The organism is Streptomyces sp. B3I8 (assembly GCF_030816915.1).
Classification (GTDB): domain Bacteria; phylum Actinomycetota; class Actinomycetes; order Streptomycetales; family Streptomycetaceae; genus Streptomyces.
Map to the genome: position 1 here is coordinate 925,736 of NZ_JAUSYN010000002.1, position 17,414 is coordinate 943,149.

18 protein-coding genes and 1 pseudogene are annotated in these 17,414 nt (G+C 73.1%); 6 read left to right on the plus strand and 13 right to left on the minus strand.

All coding sequences use genetic code 11. From position 1 onward, the window contains the following. Positions 1 to 87: 87 nt before the first annotated feature. The 6 genes and pseudogenes from QFZ64_RS06370 to QFZ64_RS06395 all read right to left on the minus strand — a co-directional run bounded on the left by QFZ64_RS06370 (position 88) and on the right by QFZ64_RS06395 (position 5,676). The gene (locus tag QFZ64_RS06370) at positions 88 to 771 is read right to left on the minus strand and encodes a uracil-DNA glycosylase (RefSeq protein ID WP_307063212.1); all 684 of its coding nucleotides are present in this window, start codon (positions 769 to 771) and stop codon (positions 88 to 90) included. 80 nt (positions 772 to 851) lie between these two features. After that, a pseudogene (locus tag QFZ64_RS06375) lies at positions 852 to 2,422 on the minus strand (ABC transporter substrate-binding protein). Positions 2,423 to 2,748: 326 nt separating this feature from the next. Then, on the minus strand, positions 2,749 to 3,507 hold the full coding sequence (locus tag QFZ64_RS06380) for an SDR family oxidoreductase (RefSeq protein ID WP_307063214.1): 759 nt from the start codon (positions 3,505 to 3,507) through the stop codon (positions 2,749 to 2,751). Positions 3,508 to 3,566: 59 nt separating this feature from the next. Further along, entirely contained in the window at positions 3,567 to 4,328 is a 762-nt protein-coding gene (fabG, locus tag QFZ64_RS06385) for a 3-oxoacyl-ACP reductase FabG (RefSeq protein ID WP_307063216.1), read from the minus strand. 176 nt (positions 4,329 to 4,504) lie between these two features. Next, positions 4,505 to 4,888: a DUF3037 domain-containing protein gene (locus QFZ64_RS06390; protein ID WP_307063218.1), complete on the minus strand. Its 384-nt coding sequence runs from the start codon at positions 4,886 to 4,888 to the stop codon at positions 4,505 to 4,507. Further along, complete coding sequence (locus QFZ64_RS06395; RefSeq protein ID WP_307063220.1) at positions 4,885 to 5,676, minus strand: HipA family kinase; 792 nt, start codon at positions 5,674 to 5,676, stop codon at positions 4,885 to 4,887. The genes QFZ64_RS06390 and QFZ64_RS06395 overlap by 4 nt, the downstream gene beginning before the upstream one ends. Positions 5,677 to 5,912: 236 nt before the next feature. Between QFZ64_RS06395 and QFZ64_RS06400 the strand changes: the two genes are divergently transcribed. Continuing rightward, a complete protein-coding gene (locus tag QFZ64_RS06400; protein ID WP_307063221.1) occupies positions 5,913 to 6,392 on the plus strand; it encodes a Rieske (2Fe-2S) protein in 480 nt (159 codons plus the stop codon). Positions 6,393 to 6,455: 63 nt separating this feature from the next. Beyond that, a complete protein-coding gene (locus tag QFZ64_RS06405; RefSeq protein ID WP_307063223.1) occupies positions 6,456 to 6,923 on the plus strand; it encodes a pyridoxamine 5'-phosphate oxidase family protein in 468 nt (155 codons plus the stop codon). 4 nt (positions 6,924 to 6,927) lie between these two features. Here QFZ64_RS06405 and QFZ64_RS06410 read toward each other — a convergent pair whose 3' ends face one another. Further along, positions 6,928 to 7,857 carry a LysR family transcriptional regulator gene (locus QFZ64_RS06410; protein WP_307063225.1) on the minus strand — a complete coding sequence of 310 codons (930 nt, stop codon included), beginning with the start codon at positions 7,855 to 7,857 and terminating at the stop codon, positions 6,928 to 6,930. Positions 7,858 to 7,931: 74 nt separating this feature from the next. On the opposite strand from QFZ64_RS06410, the gene QFZ64_RS06415 reads away from it, so the two are divergent. Beyond that, entirely contained in the window at positions 7,932 to 8,918 is a 987-nt protein-coding gene (locus QFZ64_RS06415; RefSeq protein ID WP_373430558.1) for a DMT family transporter, read from the plus strand. 79 nt (positions 8,919 to 8,997) lie between these two features. Here QFZ64_RS06415 and QFZ64_RS06420 read toward each other — a convergent pair whose 3' ends face one another. Beyond that, entirely contained in the window at positions 8,998 to 10,329 is a 1,332-nt protein-coding gene (locus QFZ64_RS06420) for an aminotransferase class I/II-fold pyridoxal phosphate-dependent enzyme (RefSeq protein WP_307063230.1), read from the minus strand. Positions 10,330 to 10,444: 115 nt separating this feature from the next. On the opposite strand from QFZ64_RS06420, the gene QFZ64_RS06425 reads away from it, so the two are divergent. Further along, positions 10,445 to 11,194, plus strand: coding sequence for a pyridoxamine 5'-phosphate oxidase family protein (locus tag QFZ64_RS06425; RefSeq protein ID WP_307063233.1), 750 nt, complete (start codon positions 10,445 to 10,447; stop codon positions 11,192 to 11,194). 124 nt (positions 11,195 to 11,318) lie between these two features. On the opposite strand, the gene QFZ64_RS06430 is transcribed toward QFZ64_RS06425, so the two are convergent. The 3 genes from QFZ64_RS06430 to QFZ64_RS06440 all read right to left on the minus strand — a co-directional run bounded on the left by QFZ64_RS06430 (position 11,319) and on the right by QFZ64_RS06440 (position 13,550). Next, positions 11,319 to 12,416, minus strand: coding sequence for a DMT family transporter (locus QFZ64_RS06430; protein ID WP_373430559.1), 1,098 nt, complete (start codon positions 12,414 to 12,416; stop codon positions 11,319 to 11,321). Positions 12,417 to 12,484: 68 nt separating this feature from the next. Continuing rightward, entirely contained in the window at positions 12,485 to 13,018 is a 534-nt protein-coding gene (locus QFZ64_RS06435; protein WP_373430560.1) for a Clp protease N-terminal domain-containing protein, read from the minus strand. A gap of 151 nt (positions 13,019 to 13,169) precedes the next feature. Then, on the minus strand, positions 13,170 to 13,550 hold the full coding sequence (locus QFZ64_RS06440) for a helix-turn-helix domain-containing protein (RefSeq protein WP_307063236.1): 381 nt from the start codon (positions 13,548 to 13,550) through the stop codon (positions 13,170 to 13,172). Between the two features lie 145 nt (positions 13,551 to 13,695). On the opposite strand from QFZ64_RS06440, the gene QFZ64_RS06445 reads away from it, so the two are divergent. Next, entirely contained in the window at positions 13,696 to 14,625 is a 930-nt protein-coding gene (locus tag QFZ64_RS06445; RefSeq protein WP_307063238.1) for an NADP-dependent oxidoreductase, read from the plus strand. A gap of 141 nt (positions 14,626 to 14,766) precedes the next feature. Here the strand turns inward: QFZ64_RS06445 and QFZ64_RS06450 are convergent, their stop codons facing one another. Beyond that, entirely contained in the window at positions 14,767 to 15,411 is a 645-nt protein-coding gene (locus tag QFZ64_RS06450) for a PadR family transcriptional regulator (protein ID WP_307063240.1), read from the minus strand. A 182-nt stretch (positions 15,412 to 15,593) separates the two neighbouring features. On the opposite strand from QFZ64_RS06450, the gene QFZ64_RS06455 reads away from it, so the two are divergent. Then, on the plus strand, positions 15,594 to 16,415 hold the full coding sequence (locus tag QFZ64_RS06455; protein WP_307063242.1) for a PhzF family phenazine biosynthesis protein: 822 nt from the start codon (positions 15,594 to 15,596) through the stop codon (positions 16,413 to 16,415). A gap of 67 nt (positions 16,416 to 16,482) precedes the next feature. Here the strand turns inward: QFZ64_RS06455 and QFZ64_RS06460 are convergent, their stop codons facing one another. Beyond that, the gene (locus QFZ64_RS06460; protein WP_307063244.1) at positions 16,483 to 17,283 is read right to left on the minus strand and encodes a CPBP family intramembrane glutamic endopeptidase; all 801 of its coding nucleotides are present in this window, start codon (positions 17,281 to 17,283) and stop codon (positions 16,483 to 16,485) included. Between the last annotated feature and the right edge of the window lie 131 nt (positions 17,284 to 17,414).

The following is a 17,414-nucleotide window of genomic DNA, read 5'->3' on the forward strand; positions in this document are numbered from 1 at the left end:
CAGGCGCCCCCGTGGACACTCCGGGTCACGCGCCCGGCCCGTCCCGCCCGAGCCTCTCCGCCCGCAGGCCCCCCGCCCCCTCGGCCGTCAGCCCAGGTTCGGGATCGTCCAGTCGATCGGCTCGTGGCCCTGCGCCGCCACCGCCTCGTTGATCTGTGTGAACGGGCGGGAGCCGAAGAACTTCTTCGCCGACAGCGGCGAGGGGTGGGCGCCCTTGACCACCGCGTGCCGCGTCTCGTCGATCAGCGGCAGCTTCTTCTGCGCGTAGTTCCCCCACAGCACGAAGACCGCCGGGTCGGGCCGGCCGGCCACCGCCTTGATCACCGCGTCGGTGAACTTCTCCCAGCCGCGTCCCTTGTGCGAGTTGGCCTCGCCGCCGCGGACCGTGAGCACCGCGTTGAGCAGCAGCACGCCCTGCTCGGCCCAGGGCATCAGATAGCCGTTGTCGGGGATCGGCGTGCCCAGTTCCGCCTGCATCTCCTTGTAGATGTTCCGCAGCGACGGCGGCGTCCGCACCCCCGGCCGGACCGAGAAGCACAGTCCGTGGCCCTGGCCCTCGCCGTGGTAGGGGTCCTGGCCGAGGATCAGCACCTTCACCTTGTCGTACGGCGTGGCGTCGAGCGCCGCGAAGACCTCCTCGCGGGGCGGATGGACGGGGCCCTTGGCCCGCTCCCCCTCGACGAACTCGGTCAGCTCCTTGAAGTAGGGCTGCTGCAGTTCGTCGCCCAGAACGCCCTGCCAGGACTCGGGCAGCATGGCGATGTCGGTCACGTCAACGTCCTTCGTCGTACGGTCACTTCCAGGCCTCAGAACCTACCGGCGACCACTGACAACGCGCCCCCGCCCCCGGACTACCAGCTGGTCTGGCGGTGCAGTTCCCACATCATCATGATCGTCGACGGGTCCAGCGCGCGTTCCGCGCCCGCGAGGTCGTCGTCGGTGGCCACGTACTGCTTGCCCTGCCACAGCGGCAGCAGCCGGGCGTCGTCGACGAGGATCCGCTGGGCCTCCTCGAAATCTTCGGCGACGGTCCCCCGGTCGCTGCGGCCGCGCGAGCGGGGCAGCAGGACGTCGGTGATCTCCTTGGCGGGGTACGGCGTGCCCAGGGCGTTGCCCTCCCCCACGAAGGGGGCGACGAAGTTGTCGGCGTCGGGGAAGTCGGGGAACCAGCCCCGGCCGAACACGGGGTACTCACCCTTGCGGTAGCCCGCCTCGAAGGTCTTCCAGGGGCGGCCCCGCAGGGCGACGGTGAACAGGCCGGAGTCCTCGAGCTGCTGCTTGAGCTCGGAGAACTCGGGCGCCGTCTCGGAGCCGTAGCGGTCGATGGTGTACCAGAGGGTGAGCGGCACGCGCCGGGTGATGCCGGCGTCGGCGAGGATCCGGCGGGCCTTGGAGGTGCTGGGGTCCCCGAACCGGTCGAAGTAGCCCGTGGTGTGGCCGACGAGTCCCGCCGGGACCATGGAGTAGAGGGGCTGGACGGTGTCCTTGTAGACCTTGTGCGCGATGGCCGCCCGGTCCACGACCTGGGCGACGGCCCTGCGCACGGCCTTCTTCCCGGCCCAGGGGTCGTCGGGGTTGAACACCAGATAGCTGATCTCGATGCCGGGGTTCTCGACGATCTCCAGGTCGTCCTTGGCCTGGTCGGCCTGGAGCGCGACGACGTCGGAGGCGGCGATCCCGCGGTAGGTGGCGTCGATGTCGCCTCGCTGGAGGGCGCCGACCATGCCGGTGGAGTCCCGGAAGTACTCGATGGTGACGGCGTCGTTCTTGCGTTCGGCGAGGCCCTTGTAGCGGTCGTTGGCCACCAGTTCGGCCTTCTCGCCGTCGTCGTAGGACGTGAGCCGGTAGGGACCGGAGCCGGTGGTCCCGCCGTCCTGGCGCAGGGAGTGCGCCGGGTAGTCGTCCGGGTCGACGAGCGACATCGCGGGGGTGGCGAGCACGAAAGGGAAGGTGGCGTCGGGCCGGGTGAGGTGGAAGACGACCTGGTGGTCGCCCTCGGTGGTGACGGACCGCAGGTTCGCGAGCAGGCCCGCTGGGCCCCCGGAGACGTTGATCCGCCGTATTCGGTCGATGGAGTACTTCACGGCGGCGGCGTCGAGCGGGTCGCCGTCGGAGAACGTCGTGCCGGCGCGCAGGACACAGCGGTAGGTACGGTTGCCGGTGTCGGTGAATCCGCACGTCCGGGCGGCGTCGGGCTGGGGGGTGGTGGACCCGTAGGGGTAGCTCAGCAGCGTCTGGTAGATGTTGCGGAACAGCTCCCACGAGCCGTCCCAGGAGGCGGCCGGGTGCTGGGTGCGCTGGTCGTGCCCACGACGATCGGATCGTCCTCGGAGGGGGCCGGGGACACCAGCCCGCAGCCGGCCACCAGTGACAGGGCGCCGAGCGCCGCGAGCCGGCGCAGGTCTCGGTTCCGGTTGGACACGTGCGCGCTCCTCGATCCGCCGATCCGCGGTGCCAGGGACCGGGGGAACATACCGCAGCGGAACGCCTCGGGAGCGTGCTTCGCACAGGGCATCTGATCAGGGAGGACATGACGACGTTGTCATGCCGCCGCGAGGCTCCCGGCGCTGGACACGGGCCCGCCGTACGTACACCCAAGGCAGCTCTTCCGTATCCGCCGCCCGCCTTTCGGGCACGCACGGAACACCGGAGCCGGGGGCGTGCCCCCGGCTCCGGTTCGTGGTGTGGCCCGTGTGGCGCGCGGGCGTGAGTGGCGTGTGGGCGTGAGTGGCGTGTGGGCCGCCGCCGTCAGCCGACGCCCGCGTTGAGGAAGATGCCGCCGTCCACGACGAGCGTCTGCCCGGTGATCCAGTCCGACTGGTCGGAGGTGAGGAACGCGGCGGCCCCACCGATGTCGGAGGGCACGCCGAGCCGGCCGAGCGGGTAGGAGGCGGCGGCCTCCGCCTCCCGGCCCTCGTACAGGGCCTGCGCGAACCTCGTCTTGACCACGGCGGGCGCGATCGCGTTGACCCGTACCGCCGGCGCGAACTCGTGGGCGAGCTGCTGGGTCAGGTTGATCATCGCGGCCTTGCTGACGCCGTACGCCCCGATGAACGGCGAGGCCGAGATACCGGCCACGGAGGCGATGTTGACGATCGCCCCGCCGTTCTCCTTCTGCCAGGCGTGCCAGGTCCGCTGGGCGAACCCGAGCGCGGAGAGCACGTTGGTCTCGAAGACCTTGCGCGCCACGTTCAGGTCGAGGTCCGCGATCGCCCCGAACACCGGGTTGGTGCCCGCGTTGTTGACGAGGTGGTCGATGCGGCCGAACGCCTCCATGGTGCGCGCGACGGCGACGGCCTGGTGCTCCTCGTCGTGCGCCTTGCCGGCCACGCCGATGACGCGGTCGGGGCCGAGCGACTCGACGGCCGCCTTGAGGGCGTCCTCGTTGCGGCCGGTGATGCAGACCCGGTCGCCGCGGGCGACGAGCGCCTCGGCCACGCCGTAGCCGATGCCGCGGCTGGCGCCGGTGATGAGGGCGACCTTGCCCGAGAGTTCCACCGAAGTCATGTTTCCCGTCTTCCTTGGTTCTTCCTGCGCTCGTCCCTCGTCCCTCGTCCCTCTTCGCCCTAGTCGAGCGGTCCGCCGGCCACGTACAGCACCTGGCCGGAGACGAAGCCCGCGGCCTCGCCCGTGAAGAAGGCGATGGCGTTGGCGATGTCCTCGGGCTCACCGACGCGTGCGACCGGGATCTGGGTGGCGGCGGCGGCCTTGAAGTCGTCGAAGCCCATGCCGACGCGGTCGGCGGTGGCCTTGGTCATCTCGGTGGCGATGAAGCCGGGGGCCACGGCGTTGGCGGTGACGCCGAACTTGCCGAGCTCCTTGGCGAGGGTCTTGGTGAAGCCCTGCAGACCGGCCTTGGCGGCGGAGTAGTTGACCTGGCCGCGGTTGCCGAGCGCGGAGGACGAGGAGAGGTTGACGATCCGCCCGAAGTGCGCGTCGACCATGTGCTTCTGGCAGGCGCGGGACATCAGGAAGGCGCCGCGCAGGTGCACGTTCATGACGGTGTCCCAGTCGGAGACGCTCATCTTGAACAGCAGGTTGTCGCGGAGCACACCCGCGTTGTTGACGAGGATCGTGGGCGCGCCCAGCTCCTGGGCGACGCGTTCGACGGCCGCCGCGACCTGGGCCTCGTCGGAGACGTCGCAGCCGACCGCGAGCGCCCGGCCGCCGGCGGCGGTGATCTTCTCGACGGTGTCCTTGCAGGCTGCCTCGTCGAGGTCGAGCACCGCGACGGCCCGGCCCTCGGCGGCCAGACGTACGGCGGTGGCGGCGCCGATGCCGCGCGCCGCGCCGGTGACGACGGCTACCCGCGCTTCAGTGGTGGACATTGCTGCTTCTCCTCGTCCTGGGGAAGTCACCGGGGCCCTCCGGGGGTCCCGGAGGCTTCCGGAAGGTGGCGGCTCCTGCGGCACGCCCGGTGAGCGACCGCTTAGTACCTTCGACAGACGTGACGCTAGAAGCCCTGGCACCCGGTGTCAACGGCACACGGGGTGCGTGTGATCCATTACCTCACCAGCAGCGCGAGCAATCGCTCCGCCTCGGCCGCCGGATCGGCGGTCAGTCCCGTGTGCACCGGGCCGGGGCTCACGATCGTCGACCGGGGGGCGACCAGCCAGCGGAAGCGCCGCCCGGCGTCGTCCCCGGCGGCAGGGCCGGCGGCGGCGCCGCCCGCGCACACGCCCTCGACGGCGCGCAGCGCGGCGCGCACACCGTCCACGTCCGCCGCCGGGTCAAGGGCGCGCAGTTTTCCCTCGTCCAGATGGGTGCGCGCGGCGACGAAGGACCGGGCCCGGCAGTAGACGAGCACTCCCGCGTTGATGCACTCACCACGTTCGACGCGCGGCACGACCCGCAGCAGCGCGTACTCGAAGACGTCTCGGTCGTTCACTTGTTCTCCTGCGTGACGGTCGCGCGGGCGGCGCGGTCGAGGCCGGTGACGCGTGCGTGGATCGCGGGGGCCCGGGTCAGCAGCGGGGCCGCGTAGGCACGGCGCACCTCGTCCGGGGTGGCGAAGCCGGGTTCGTCCGCCAGCCAGGCGTCGGGGATCTCGGCGGTCACCTCGGCCAGCAGCTCCGCGGTCACCAGCGGGGCCAGCTCGGCGGCGGCCGCGGCGACGTCCGGCGCGAAGGGGGCCAGTGCGTGGTCCGAGGCGTCGTAGGGGCGGGCGGCGGAGGCCTCGGCGGTGGGCCAGTTGTGCTGCCAGATCATGGTGGCCCCGTGGTCGATGAGCCACAGCTCGCCCCGCCACCGCAGCAGGTTGGGGTTGCGCCATGAGCGGTCGACGTTGTTGACCAGCGCGTCGAACCAGACGATCCGCCCGGCCTCCGCGGGGTCGACGGGGAAGGCGAGGGCGTCGAAGCCGAGGGCGCCGCTGAGGAAGTCCATGCCGAGGTTGAGCCCGCCGCTCCCCCGCAGCAGCGCCTGCACCTCCTCGTCGGGTTCGCCGAGGCCCAGTACGGGATCGAGGGCGACGGTGACGAGACCGGGCACGCGCAGTCCGAGCCGCCGGGCGAGCGTGCCGCACACCACCTCGGCGACGAGCGTCTTGCGGCCCTGCCCCGCACCGCTGAACTTCAGGACGTACGCGGCGAGATCGTCCGCCTCGATCAGTCCCGGCAGCGAGCCGCCCTCCCGCAGGGGCGTGATGTAGCGGGTCGCGGTGACTTCCTTGAGCATCGCCCCAGGCTATCCGGGCGGGGCGGGGCCGCTCCCGGCCCGGTGCGGGCCCGCTCCCGGCCCGGTGGCCGGATCCGGGTGGGCTGCTGTCGATCTCCTGTCGATCGCGCGTCGCGTGAACAGGCGGTGCCCGTCCGCCGTAACCATGGTCGACGAGGCACCGGCAGCCACCGGCGGCGATCCGCCGGGGCACGCGTGCCGACGACAGTGGCAGCATCTTCGAAGGGAACGTCAGCATGACCAGCGAATCGCTCCACCCCGCTCCGGCTCCGGCCCGCCGTACGGTCATGGCGGCGGCCGGCGCGGCGGGACTCGCCGTCGCGCTGACCGCGTGCGGGGGCGGGGACGACGACTCGTCCTCCTCCAGCGCGAGCACCGGCGGCGGCGACAGCGCCTCGAAGGACTCCGGGGCGGGCGCGGGTTCCGGTGGCACCGAACTGGCGAAGACCTCCGACATCCCCGAGGGCGGCGGCAAGGTCTTCGGTGACAAGGGCGTGGTGGTGACGCAACCCGCCGCCGGCCAGTTCAAGGCCTTCTCGTCCAAGTGCACGCACCAGGGCTGCGCGGTGAGCAGCATCAGCAACGGCGTGATCACCTGCCCCTGCCACAACAGCCAGTTCTCCGCCAGCGACGGCAGCGTGAAGAAGGGCCCGGCGACCCAGCCGCTGGCCGCCGCGAAGATCACCGTGGACGGTGAGTCGATCAAGCTCGGCTGACCGGCCGGCCCGCGGGCGCACCCCGGGCGGAGCAGGAGCCGCAGGACCTGGAAAGGGATACGCATGTCCGCCACCCAGCGCCGGGGGCGCAGGATCATGATGACGCCGGCGGAGCTGGACGAGTTCCTCACCACCCAGCGCAGCTGCCGGGTCGCGACCCTCTCCGCGGACGGCGCCCCGCACGTCAGCCCCCTGTGGTTCGTGTGGGACGGCACCTCGATGTGGCTGTACTCCGTGGTGCGCAGCAAGCGCTGGGCGGATCTGCGCAGCGACCCGCGGATCGCCGTCGTCGTCGACACCGGCGAGGAGTACGACGAGCTGCGGGGCGTGGAGCTGTCGGGGGTCGCGGAGTTCGTGGGCGAGGTGCCGCGCACCGGCGAGCTGCGCGCCGAACTGGACGTGGCGGAGACGCTGTTCGCCCGCAAGAACTTCGGTCTGGAGGAGATGCCGCACGACGGCCGGCATGCCTGGATCCGGCTCACCCCGGACAGGACGGTCTCCTGGGACTTCCGCAAACTGGGACGGACGTAGGACTTTAAGCGTCCTCGTCTCCGCGGGGCGCCCCCACCGCCTCCTCCGCCGCCGCCCGCAGCGCCGCGACCGCCGCCCGGATCGACGGGCGGCGGTCCGCGTCCGCCCGCCACACCACGTAGACGTGCCGGCGCACCCGCTGGCGCACCGGCACGGTGACCACGCCGTCCGGCATCGGGTCCCGGCCGAGCACGGGCGCGACGCACACGCCCAGCCCGGCGGCGACCATCCGCAGTTGCGTGTGCGTCTCGGCGGCACGGTGTCCGATGATCGGTTCGACGCCCTGTGACCGCAGGGTGAACATCAGCCACTCGTGACAGAACTCGCCCTCGTTCCAGGTGATCCACTCGTCGTGGGCGAACTCCCCGAGGTCGACCTCCGTGCGGTCCGCGAGCCGGTGCCCGGCCGGCATGGCCACGTCGGCGGGATCGTCCAGGAGCGAGGCCTTGACCAGCCCGTCCGGCAGCGGCATCGGCTTGTTGTACCAGTCCAGGACCACCGCCAGGTCGAGGTCCCCGCGGACGACCCCGGCGACGCCGGCCTCCGGCTCCAGTTCGCAGGAGCGCAGTCGGAGCGAGGGGTGCCGGACGCGCAGGTCGGAGAGCGCGGCCGGGAACAGTCCACGCGCGGCCGTGGGGAACGCGGCCAGCCGCAACTCGCCCACGACGCGCCCGCGTTGCGCCTCCAGATCGGAGCGGGCCAGCTCGACCTGGGACAGGATGCGCGCGGCGTGCTCGGCGAGCAGCCGCCCCGCGTCGGTCAGCCGTACGCCCCGTCCGTTCTTGGCCAGCAGCCGCTGACCGACCTCGCGCTCCAGCTTCGCCAGTTGCTGGGAGACGGCCGAGGTCGTCACGTGCAGTCCTTCGGCGGCCGCGCTGACCGAGCCGTGCCGGGCGAGGGCGTCGAGCGTGCGCAGGCGTTCCAGGTTCAACATGTAAGTGATGCTACGAGATATCGCTGGGAAAATCTCGATTGTGCTACGAGATCGGCTGGACGATGCTGGTCTCCATGAGCTCCTCCGTCGCCTCGTCCCGCACCCCGGATTCGGTCTCCCCGCCCCTCGTGCCCTCTTCGGCTGCCGCTGCCTCCCCGGCCGGCGCCCGCTCCCCGGCGGCCCGCCCCGCGCTCGACTGGCGGCTGCGCTTCGGCGCCCTGTCGCTGATCTGGGGATTCAGCTTCCTGCTCATCAAGGTGGGCACCCACGCGTACGCCCCGTTCCAGGTGACGTTCGGCAGGCTGCTGTTCGGCACGGCGGTGCTGGTGGCCGCGATGGCGGTGAAGCGGGAGCGGCTGCCGCGCGGGGTCCGCACCTGGGGCCACCTCGCGGTGGCGGCGCTGTTGCTCAACGCCCTGCCGTTCTCGCTGTTCGCGTACTCCGAGCTGACCATCCCGTCGACGCTCGCGGGCATCTGCAACGCGACCTCGCCGCTGTGGGGCATGGCGTTGTCCCTGGTGGCGCTCTCCGAGGACCGTCCGACCCGGCGCCGGTCCGCCGGACTCGGCCTCGGGTTCCTGGGGGTGCTCACCGTCCTGGGCGTCTGGCAGGGCTTCCACGGCCTGGACGCCATGGGCACCGCGATGGCCCTGCTCGCCTCGCTGAGCTATCCCGTCGGCTGGATCTACGTCCGCCGCACGCTGGCCGGCACCGACGCATCCCACCTCTCGCTCACCGGCGCCCAGCTTCTCCTCGCCACGGTGCAGCTCGCGGTGGTCACCCCGCTGTTCACCGACGTGCCGAGCGGCTTCCCGGTGCTTCCGCTGCTCGCCGTCGTCGCCCTGGGCGCGCTCGGCACGGGCCTCGCCATGCTGGTGCAGTACAGCCTGGTGGCCGAGGTCGGGCCCACGACGGCACAGATGGTCACCTACTTCATCCCGGTGATCGCCACGGCGGCGGGCGTGGCGATCCTGGACGAGCCGCTGGCGTGGTCGACGCCCGTCGGCGCGGTCGTCGTGGTGGCGGGAGCCGCCCTGACGCAGAGCCGGGCGCGGTCGTAGGCAGGTCGCGGGCGCCCCTCCCCAAGGCATCCGGGCCGGTCATGCGTGGCGCGGGCCGGCCCCACGTGACGCGGGCCGGTCATACGTAGCGCGGGCCGGTCGCCGGTGCGGCGGCGGCGGCGATGACGTCCGCGACCGCCCCGGTCTCCTCCGGCGTGAGCGTGGAGACGGTGACGCGGATGCCGGGCGGGGCCGCCGCGCGGAAACGGGCGCCGGGGGCGACCGCCCAGCCGGCGTGCAGCAGCCGGGCCACCGCACCGGTCTCGTCCGGGACCGGCACCCAGACGTTCATGCCGCTGCGCCCGTGGGCGCTCACCCCTCGCTCCGCGAGCGCGCCGATGAGCGCCTCGCGCCGGTGCCGGTACGCCGCCGCCACGGCCGGCACGTCCACCGCCCCGTCGGTCCACAGCCGCACGACGGCCCGTTGCAGCAGCCGGCTCACCCAGCCGGGCCCGAGCCGCTGCCGGCCGTGCACACGGTCGACGGTGACGGCGTCCCCGGTGAGGACGGCGAGCCGCAGGTCGGGGCCGTACGCCTTGGCCACGGACCGGACCAGCGCCCAGTGGCGGGTGGTTCCGGCCAGCGGGTGCAGGGGCAGGTCGACGATGGCGTGCCCGTGGTCGTCCTCGATCAGCAGGGTCTCCGGGTGCTCACCGAGCACGGCACGCAGGGCACCGGCGCGGGCGGCGCCCACCGCGGCCCCGGTGGGGTTCTGCGCCCGGGCGGTGACGACGAAGGCCAGGGCGCCGGCCGCGAGGGCGGTACGGACGTCGTCGGGGAGCGGCCCCTCGTCGTCGACACGCACCGGAACCGTACGCAGTCCGAGCGCGGGGACCAGGTCGAGCAGCGCGCCCCAGCCGGGGTCCTCGACCGCCACCGCGTCCCCGGGTCTCAGACGGGCCGTGAGCACCCGTTCGATCGCGTCCAGCGATCCGGAAGCCACGATCACCGGCCCGTCCGGCACCCCGTCCGAGTCCAGTTCGGCGCGGGCGATGCGGGCCAGTTCCGGTTCCACCTCGTCCTCCCCGTACAGCACGGGGTCACGGTCGGCGAGGCCGGCGGCCGCCGCGAACGCCTCCGTCAGCCCGGGCAGGAGCGCGGGGTCGGGGTTGCCGTCCGCGAGGTTGCGCACGCCTTCCGGGACCCGGATCCGGGCGTACTCCCGCGCGGTGGTCGCCGGCCTCGCCCGGACCCGGCTGCCGCGCCGCCCGTCGGTCTCGATGACGCCGCGTTCCCGCAGGGTGCGGTACGCGGCCGCGACGGTGTTCGGATTCACCCCGAGGGTGCGCGCCAACTCACGCATGGGCGGCAGCAGTCGGCCGGGGGCCAGCTCACCGCCGCCGACCGCGCGCTCGATGCTCGCGGAAATCTCGGCCGCACGCCGCCCGGTGACCGTATATTCTCCTAGCACAAACACCATTATGCACTAGTGCAATGCCGGGCAGACACGGCGCGTGAAGCCGGCGGGCCGAGCCGGGCAAGTGCAGTCCAAGCAGTCCCAGCAGCCCAAGGGGAGACCAGACGCCATGTCGCACGCCACCGCGCCGGGGACCACGCCGCAGCCACCGTCGTCGGAGCGGTCCGCCGCCTACGCCCCGACCGACCGCACGGTTCCCACGCGCTCTCCGGACCGCGCCTCGTACGACAGGGAATTGGTGCACTCGATACTCGACGAGGCCTACGTCTGCCATCTCGGCTTCGTGCGCGACGGGGCCCCGGTGGTGCTGCCGACGCTGTTCGCCAGGGTCGGCGAACGGCTGTACGTGCACGGCTCGACGGGGTCGCGGCCACTGCGGATGGCGGGACGCGGAGCGGGGCGCACGCAGGAACGGGAGCAGGAGCAGGTGCAGGCGGCTCCCGGGCTGCCGGTGTGTCTGACGGTGACGCACGTCGACGGTCTGGTGCTGGCGCGGTCGGCGTTCCACCACTCGATCAACTACCGCTCGGTGGTGGTACACGGCGTCGCTGTACAGGTGACCGATCCCGAGGAGAAGCGGGCGGCGCTGGACGCGCTGGTCGACCACGTGGTGCCGGGCCGCGCCGCGGACTCCCGCCCGGCCAACGTCAAGGAGCTGGCCGCCACCGCCGTACTGCGCGTGGACCTCACCGAGGTCTCGGCGAAGCTGCGCACGGGCGGGGTGAACGACGAGCCCGAGGACCTCGGCCTCCCGTACTGGGCGGGCGTGGTGCCGGTCCGCCCGGCGTACGGGGCCCCGCTCGCCGACCCGGAGCTGGCGCCGGGAACGGCGGTGCCGGAGTACGTGCCGGGGCGGTGACCTGCGGGCCCGGCAGGTACCGCGGGGGCCGGCGCGGGTCAGTCACGCGGGAGCCTCGGCGCGGGTCCCGACCCCGAGCGGCTTCGGCGGCGCGGGCCCGGACACCGGCGGGCTTCGGCGTGGGTCATTCGCGCGGGGGCTCGCCCGGGTGGGTGCCCGCGGGGGCGTGGGGCGGCGTGCCCGCGACGTCCCGCACGACCACGGGCCCCTGCGGTCCCCCGGCCGCCACCGGCGCCGGTGCCGGGATCGACGCCGGGACCGCCCGCGCGGCCCGCTGGGCGACGTACGCCCCGGTCAGCACCACCGCACCGCCGGCCACCTGCGGCGCCGACAGGTGTTCGCCGAGCAGCACCCGGGCCAGCACCGTCGCCACCACCGCCTCCAGGCACGCCACGACCCCCGCCACCTGCGGCGACAGCCGCCGTACCGCCAGTACGCCGGTGGCGTAGGCGAGAACGGTCGCGATCAGCACGATCCAGCCGAGCAGCAGCAGCGCCGGCACCCGGGCGCCGTTCATCGCCGCGTCGCCGCCGAGCACGGACCAGTCCAGCTCCCACGGCCGGGCCAGGACCGTCAGGACGAGCGCCCCGCCCAGGAGCCCGTACGCGATCACCCCCAGCGGGTCCGGGGCCTCCTCGCCGTCCGCGTCGCCGCCGTGGTCGGAGAGGACGAAGTAGCCGACCTGGCAGCAGGCCGCGCCGAGCGCGAGCACCAGCCCGAGCGCGTCGAAGGCGAGCCCCGACCACACCTCGACCACGCACGCGAGCCCGCCGGCCGCGAGGACGATCCCCACGGCCGCCGACCGCGTCACCGGCCGCCGCTGCACGAACCGCACCCAGCCGAGGACGAGCGCGGGCGCGAGGTACTCCACGAGCAGCGCCACCCCGACCGGGATGCGGGAGATGGCGGCGAAGTAGCAGGCCTGGACCCCGGCGACGGCGAGCAGCGCGAACCCCGCGAGCAGCACGGGACGCCGCCGCACCAGCGCGCGGTGCCGCACGGCGACCGGGAGCACCACCACGGCGGCGCCCACGACCCGCAGCCACACCACGTGCAGGGGTTCGAGGCCCGCCACGATCAGGGGTTTCGCCGCGACCCCCGAGCCGCCGAAGGCGACCGCCGAGCCGAGGGCGAGCCCCAGCGCGGCGCCATGTCCACGGCCGGTCCGGCCGTTCGAGCCCTTCCGGCTGCCCGGGCCGTCTCCAGAGGTACGCACCGGCACATGATGACAGGCACCGACAGCACCGTCACTCCCGATGACCCCTGTCGCCCCGTCCCCCGCCGCAGGCGTCAGTTCCTGGTGACGTACTCCGTGAGCGCGATTCGCCCCAGCAGCACCGCCGGGTCGACCCCGACCCGGCGCAGTACCTCCACCGCCCGCGAACCGGGAGCCGCGGCCACCGCGACCAGTACGTCCATCCCGCGCGCCGCACCGTGCCGGCCCCGCCGCGCACGCCGCCGGGCCGCCGCCATCACCTCGGCCGCCGCCGGGGACCACACGCCGGGTCCGAGCGGCACGGGTACGGCGCCGGAATCCTCGACGCTGTCCTGCCAGCGCAGTCCGTAGCCGATGCTGCGCTGCACCAGGTAGCCGAGGAGTCGGGCCACCTTCCGGCGGTCCCCGATCGCGGCCCGCACCTCGGGGTCCGACTCCAGCAGCGCGTGCAGGAGGTGGGCGGTGTCGATCTGCCGGTCGCCGTCGCGCACCGCCCGGCGGCGTGCCGCGGCGACCATGGACGCCAGGTCGTCGGTGAGCTCTGCGTCGAGGTCGCTGCGGTGCGGGCCGGGCACGGTGGCCGGCTGCCGACACTGGGTGGGTGGCACGTCACCCACCCCATCAGCAACGGCGGTCCCGCGTCATCCGCACCCGGCAGCATTCGCGGGTCCCACGCAGGGTGGGTATCCGCCCCGATGTCTCCTCCTTACGGATGACACCGGCCCCACGGGCACGGCCGTTCCCGTGCCGACGTCGGCCTCAGTCGCCCTGGAACGTCGCTTCGGGGGTGGCGTCGAGCGCGTCGAGCACAGCATCGCCGTGCGCCCTCGCCCACTCGGTGAGCATGTGGATCGGTTCGATCAGCGTCTCGCCGAGCGGGGTGAGGGCGTACTCGACGCGGGGCGGCACCTCGGCGTGGGCGTGGCGGACGACCAGCCCGTGCGCCTGGAGCCGCCGGAGCGTCTGGGTGAGCACCTTGCGGGAGATGCCCCCGATCAGCTCGACCAGTTCGCCGTGGCGCACCGGGCCCTCGGCGAGTCCGTAGAGCACGACCACCGACCACTTGTCCGCGATCAATTCGACCGCCAGTCGCCCGGGGCAGTCGGCCAGGAAGACATCACCGGTGCGGTATCGGCCCATGACGCCAAAGGTACCTGCCGGTTCCTGTCGGATCCCTAGCGTGGTCGTACTCCTCCCCTTCGTCCCGGCCCCTTTCCGGTCCGGTCCTGATTTCTTTCTGTCCTTCTCAGTTGTTCCTACGTCATCCCGAGGCAGGTCGGTCATCATGCGAGTCATCACCCAGCACACACTCGGCGGTCCGGAAGTGCTCAGCGTCGAGGACGCCCCCGAGCCCCGGCCGTTGCCGACCGAGGTCCTCGTACGGGTCAGGGCGATCGGGCTGAACCCGTTGGAGGCGCGGCTGCGCGCCGGCGAGTTCCCGCTGCTCGGCCGGCCGCCGTTCGTCCTCGGCTGGGACCTCAGCGGTGTGATCGAGGATGCCTCGCAGACCTGGCGGTTCCGGCCCGGTGACGAGGTGTTCGGCATGCCGCTGTTCCCCAGGGCGGCGCGCGCGTACGCGGAATTCGTGGCGGTCCCGGCGCTGCACCTGGTGCGCAAGCCGGCGTCGCTCTCGCACGTGGAGGCGTCCGCGCTGCCCGTCGTCGGGCTGACGGCGTGGCAGGGCCTCGTCGACCTCGGCGGCGTGGGCGAGGGGACCCGGGTCCTGGTGCACGGCGGTGGCGGCGGGGTCGGTCACGTCGCGATCCAGATCGCGAAGGCGCTGGGGGCGCACGTCGTCACGACCGCGAGCGGGAGCAAGCGGAAGTTCGTCGAGGACCTCGGCGCGGACGAGGTGATCGACTACACGGCGGTCGACTTCGCCGAGGCGGTCCGCGACATCGACGTCGTGCTGGACACGATCGGCGGGGACACCGTCGAGCGGTCGCTCCACGTGCTCCGCCCGGGCGGTCATCTGGTGACGGCGACCTCGGAGGAGGACACGGCACTCATCGCCGCCTACGAGGCGGCCGGGATGCGCTTCAGCGGCATCGCGGTCGACCCCGACCCGGTCGCCCTGCGGGGCCTTGTCGACCTCGTCGAGCAGGGCAGGCTCCGGGTCCATGTGCAGCGGACTTTCCCGTTCGAACAGGTGGCCGACGCACACCGGCTGCTCGACGGCGGTCACCTCCAGGGCAAGCTTGTCCTCACGCTCTGACCAGTGCGCCGACGCGCCTGTGTTTGTGCGCCGACGCGCCATGGGGGCCCCGCGTGTGCGGGGCCCCCGCCCGAGCGCAGCGCGGCGAGCCCGCTGCTGTCGTCGCCGTCGGTCATCCGTCGACGCCGGTCCTCGTCGCCGTCAGTCCTCGTCGGCGAGGATCAGGTACAGCTTCTTGCGCGCCTCGTTGATGACCGACAGCGCCTTCTCCCGCTGCTCCTCGTTCCCGGTCTTCCAGACCTGGCCGAAGGCTTCCATGAGCCCGAACCCGGCCTGCCGGATCTCGTTCAGGGCTTCCCAGTCGACTCCGCGCGAGGCCTCCTCCCAGGGCGCCTCGGCACCCTCGTCGGCGGCCGTACGGCCCGCCTCGGTGAGCGAGAACAGCTTCTTGCCGCCCTCGGTCTCACTGACGATCAGCCCCTCGTCCTCCAGCAGTTGGAGGGTCGGGTAGACCGATCCGGGGCTGGGTTTCCACGCCCCGCCGCTGCGCTCGGCGATCTCCTGGATCATCTCGTAGCCGTGCATCGGCCGGTCCTTGAGCAGCGCCAGGATCGAGGCACGCACATCACCGCGCCGCGCCCTGCCACGCGGTCCGCCCCGCCCGCGGCCACCCCAGGGCCCGCCGAAGCCCGGCCCACCGAAGGGACCGTGCGGGCCACCGCCCCCGGGCCCGAAGGGGCCGAACGCCTCCCGCAGCTCCTCGAAGCCGGGCCGCCCGCGGCGGCCGGCACCGCCGTGCCGACCGTGTCCGTGCTCGAACCCGAAGTCCTGTCCATGCGCGTGCATGACCATCACATCCATTCCATCGTTGATCACTCGCGATGCTTCAACGATATATCGGCAATCTGTGCATGGCAACCCCCTTCCGACCTGCGCGGCCGACGACGGACGGACCTCTCGCCCGGCCGGAGCCACCCCCTGCGAATTGGCCTTGGCCGGTTGCCCGTCGGCCCGCCTACCGTCGCCCCATGCGCATTCGAATCGTCGACGCCTTCACCGACCGCCCCTTCGCCGGCAACCCGGCCGGAGTGCTGCTTCTGGACGGGGACGCGTTCCCGGACGACACCTGGCTGCGTGACGTGGCCCGCGAGATCAACCACGCCGAGACCGCGTTCGCCCACCGCCTGCCCGCGGACGGGAACGGGAACGCCGACTGGGCCCTGCGCTGGTTCACCCCGACGACCGAGGTCGCACTGTGCGGCCACGCCACCCTCGCCACCGCCCACGTCCTGCACACCACGGGCGCCCACCGGGGCCCCGTACGGTTCGCCACGCGCAGCGGCGTGCTGCGGGCGGCGCCGGGGGACGACGGGGCGATCACGCTGGACCTCCCCACGGCGCCCCTCACCGAGGAGCCGGTTCCCGACGGTCTCGCCGAGGCGCTGGGTGCCACCCCGCTCACCGCCTTCGACACCGGTCCGCAGGTGGGCGACCTGCTGGTCGAGCTCCCCGACGAGCGGGCGGTGCTGAACCTGGCCCCCGACCTCCGCACCCTCGCGGGCCGCTTCACGCGCGGGATCATCGCCACCGCCCGCGCCGACGACCCCGCCCGGGGACACGACTTCGTATCGCGCTGCTTCTTCCCGGGCATCGGGATCGACGAGGACCCGGTCACCGGTGCCGCCCACACGGCCCTTGCCCCCTACTGGTCCGCGCGCCTGGGCCGCACCACGCTCACCGGACTGCAGGCCTCCGCCCGCTCCGGACCGGTCCGTACGGATCTGCGCGGCGCGCGCACCCTGTTGACCGGGCACGCGGTCACCGTCATCGACGGCGAACTGCGTGCCTGAGGGCGCGCCACTGACACGTGCGCGCCGTCGGCCACTTCCGCGGACGGCACCGTCGCGTGGCGCACGCTCACGCCGTGGGCAGCCAGTCCACCTTCCCCGCCAGCAGCGCGTACCCGACGAACGCCCCGATGTCGAGCAGCGAGTGAGCCACCACCAGTGGCCCCACCCGCTTCCACCGCCGGTAGAGCAGGACGAAGACGAGGCCCATCGCCATGTTGCCGAGGAAGCCGCCGACGCCCTGGTAGAGGTGGTACGAGCCGCGCAGTACCGCGCTGCCGAACAGCGCGGCCGCCGGGGACCAGCCGAGCTGGCCGAGCCGGCGCAACAGGTACCCGACCACGATCACCTCTTCCAGCACCGCGTTCTGCACGGCGGAGAGGACGAGCACGGGATACTTCCACCACACGCCGGGCAGCGCCTCCGGCACCACCGTGAGGTTGAAGCCGAGCCCCCGGGCCGCCAGGTAGAAGGCGATGCCCGTGCTGCCGATCACCGCGGCGATCAGGGCGCCGCGCCCCAGGTCGGGCCAGGGGCGGGTGCGGTCGAAGCCGAGGGTGCGCAGCGACTGCCGCTCGCGCAGCAGCAGGTGCGCCACGAGGGCGACGGGCACCAGCGCGGTGGCGATCCCGAAGAGCTGCCAGGCGAGGTCGAGCCAGGGGCGGCCCGGCGCGGCCGAGGCGTTGAGCGTGGCGGCCTGGTCCTTCAGCCCGCCGGGCTTGGTGACCGATCCGACGAAGCTGATCAGCGCGGAGACCCCGCTCGCCCCGAGGGAGAGCGCAAGCACGAGCAGCGTCTCGTCCCGCAGGGTCCGTCGCGTCGGCCGCTCCTCGATCAGGGGACCCCCCGCCGGCTCCGCATCCACCCGCACACCCGCCTCCGTAGCGCCGTCCCGTCCCGCCTTTCCCACAGCTTGCCCGACGCCGCCGGCGGTGCCGCGAAGGGGGGCCCGTAGCCGTGGTCGTGCGGGGGCGTCCCGGGAGCGCCCCCGCATCCGGAAGG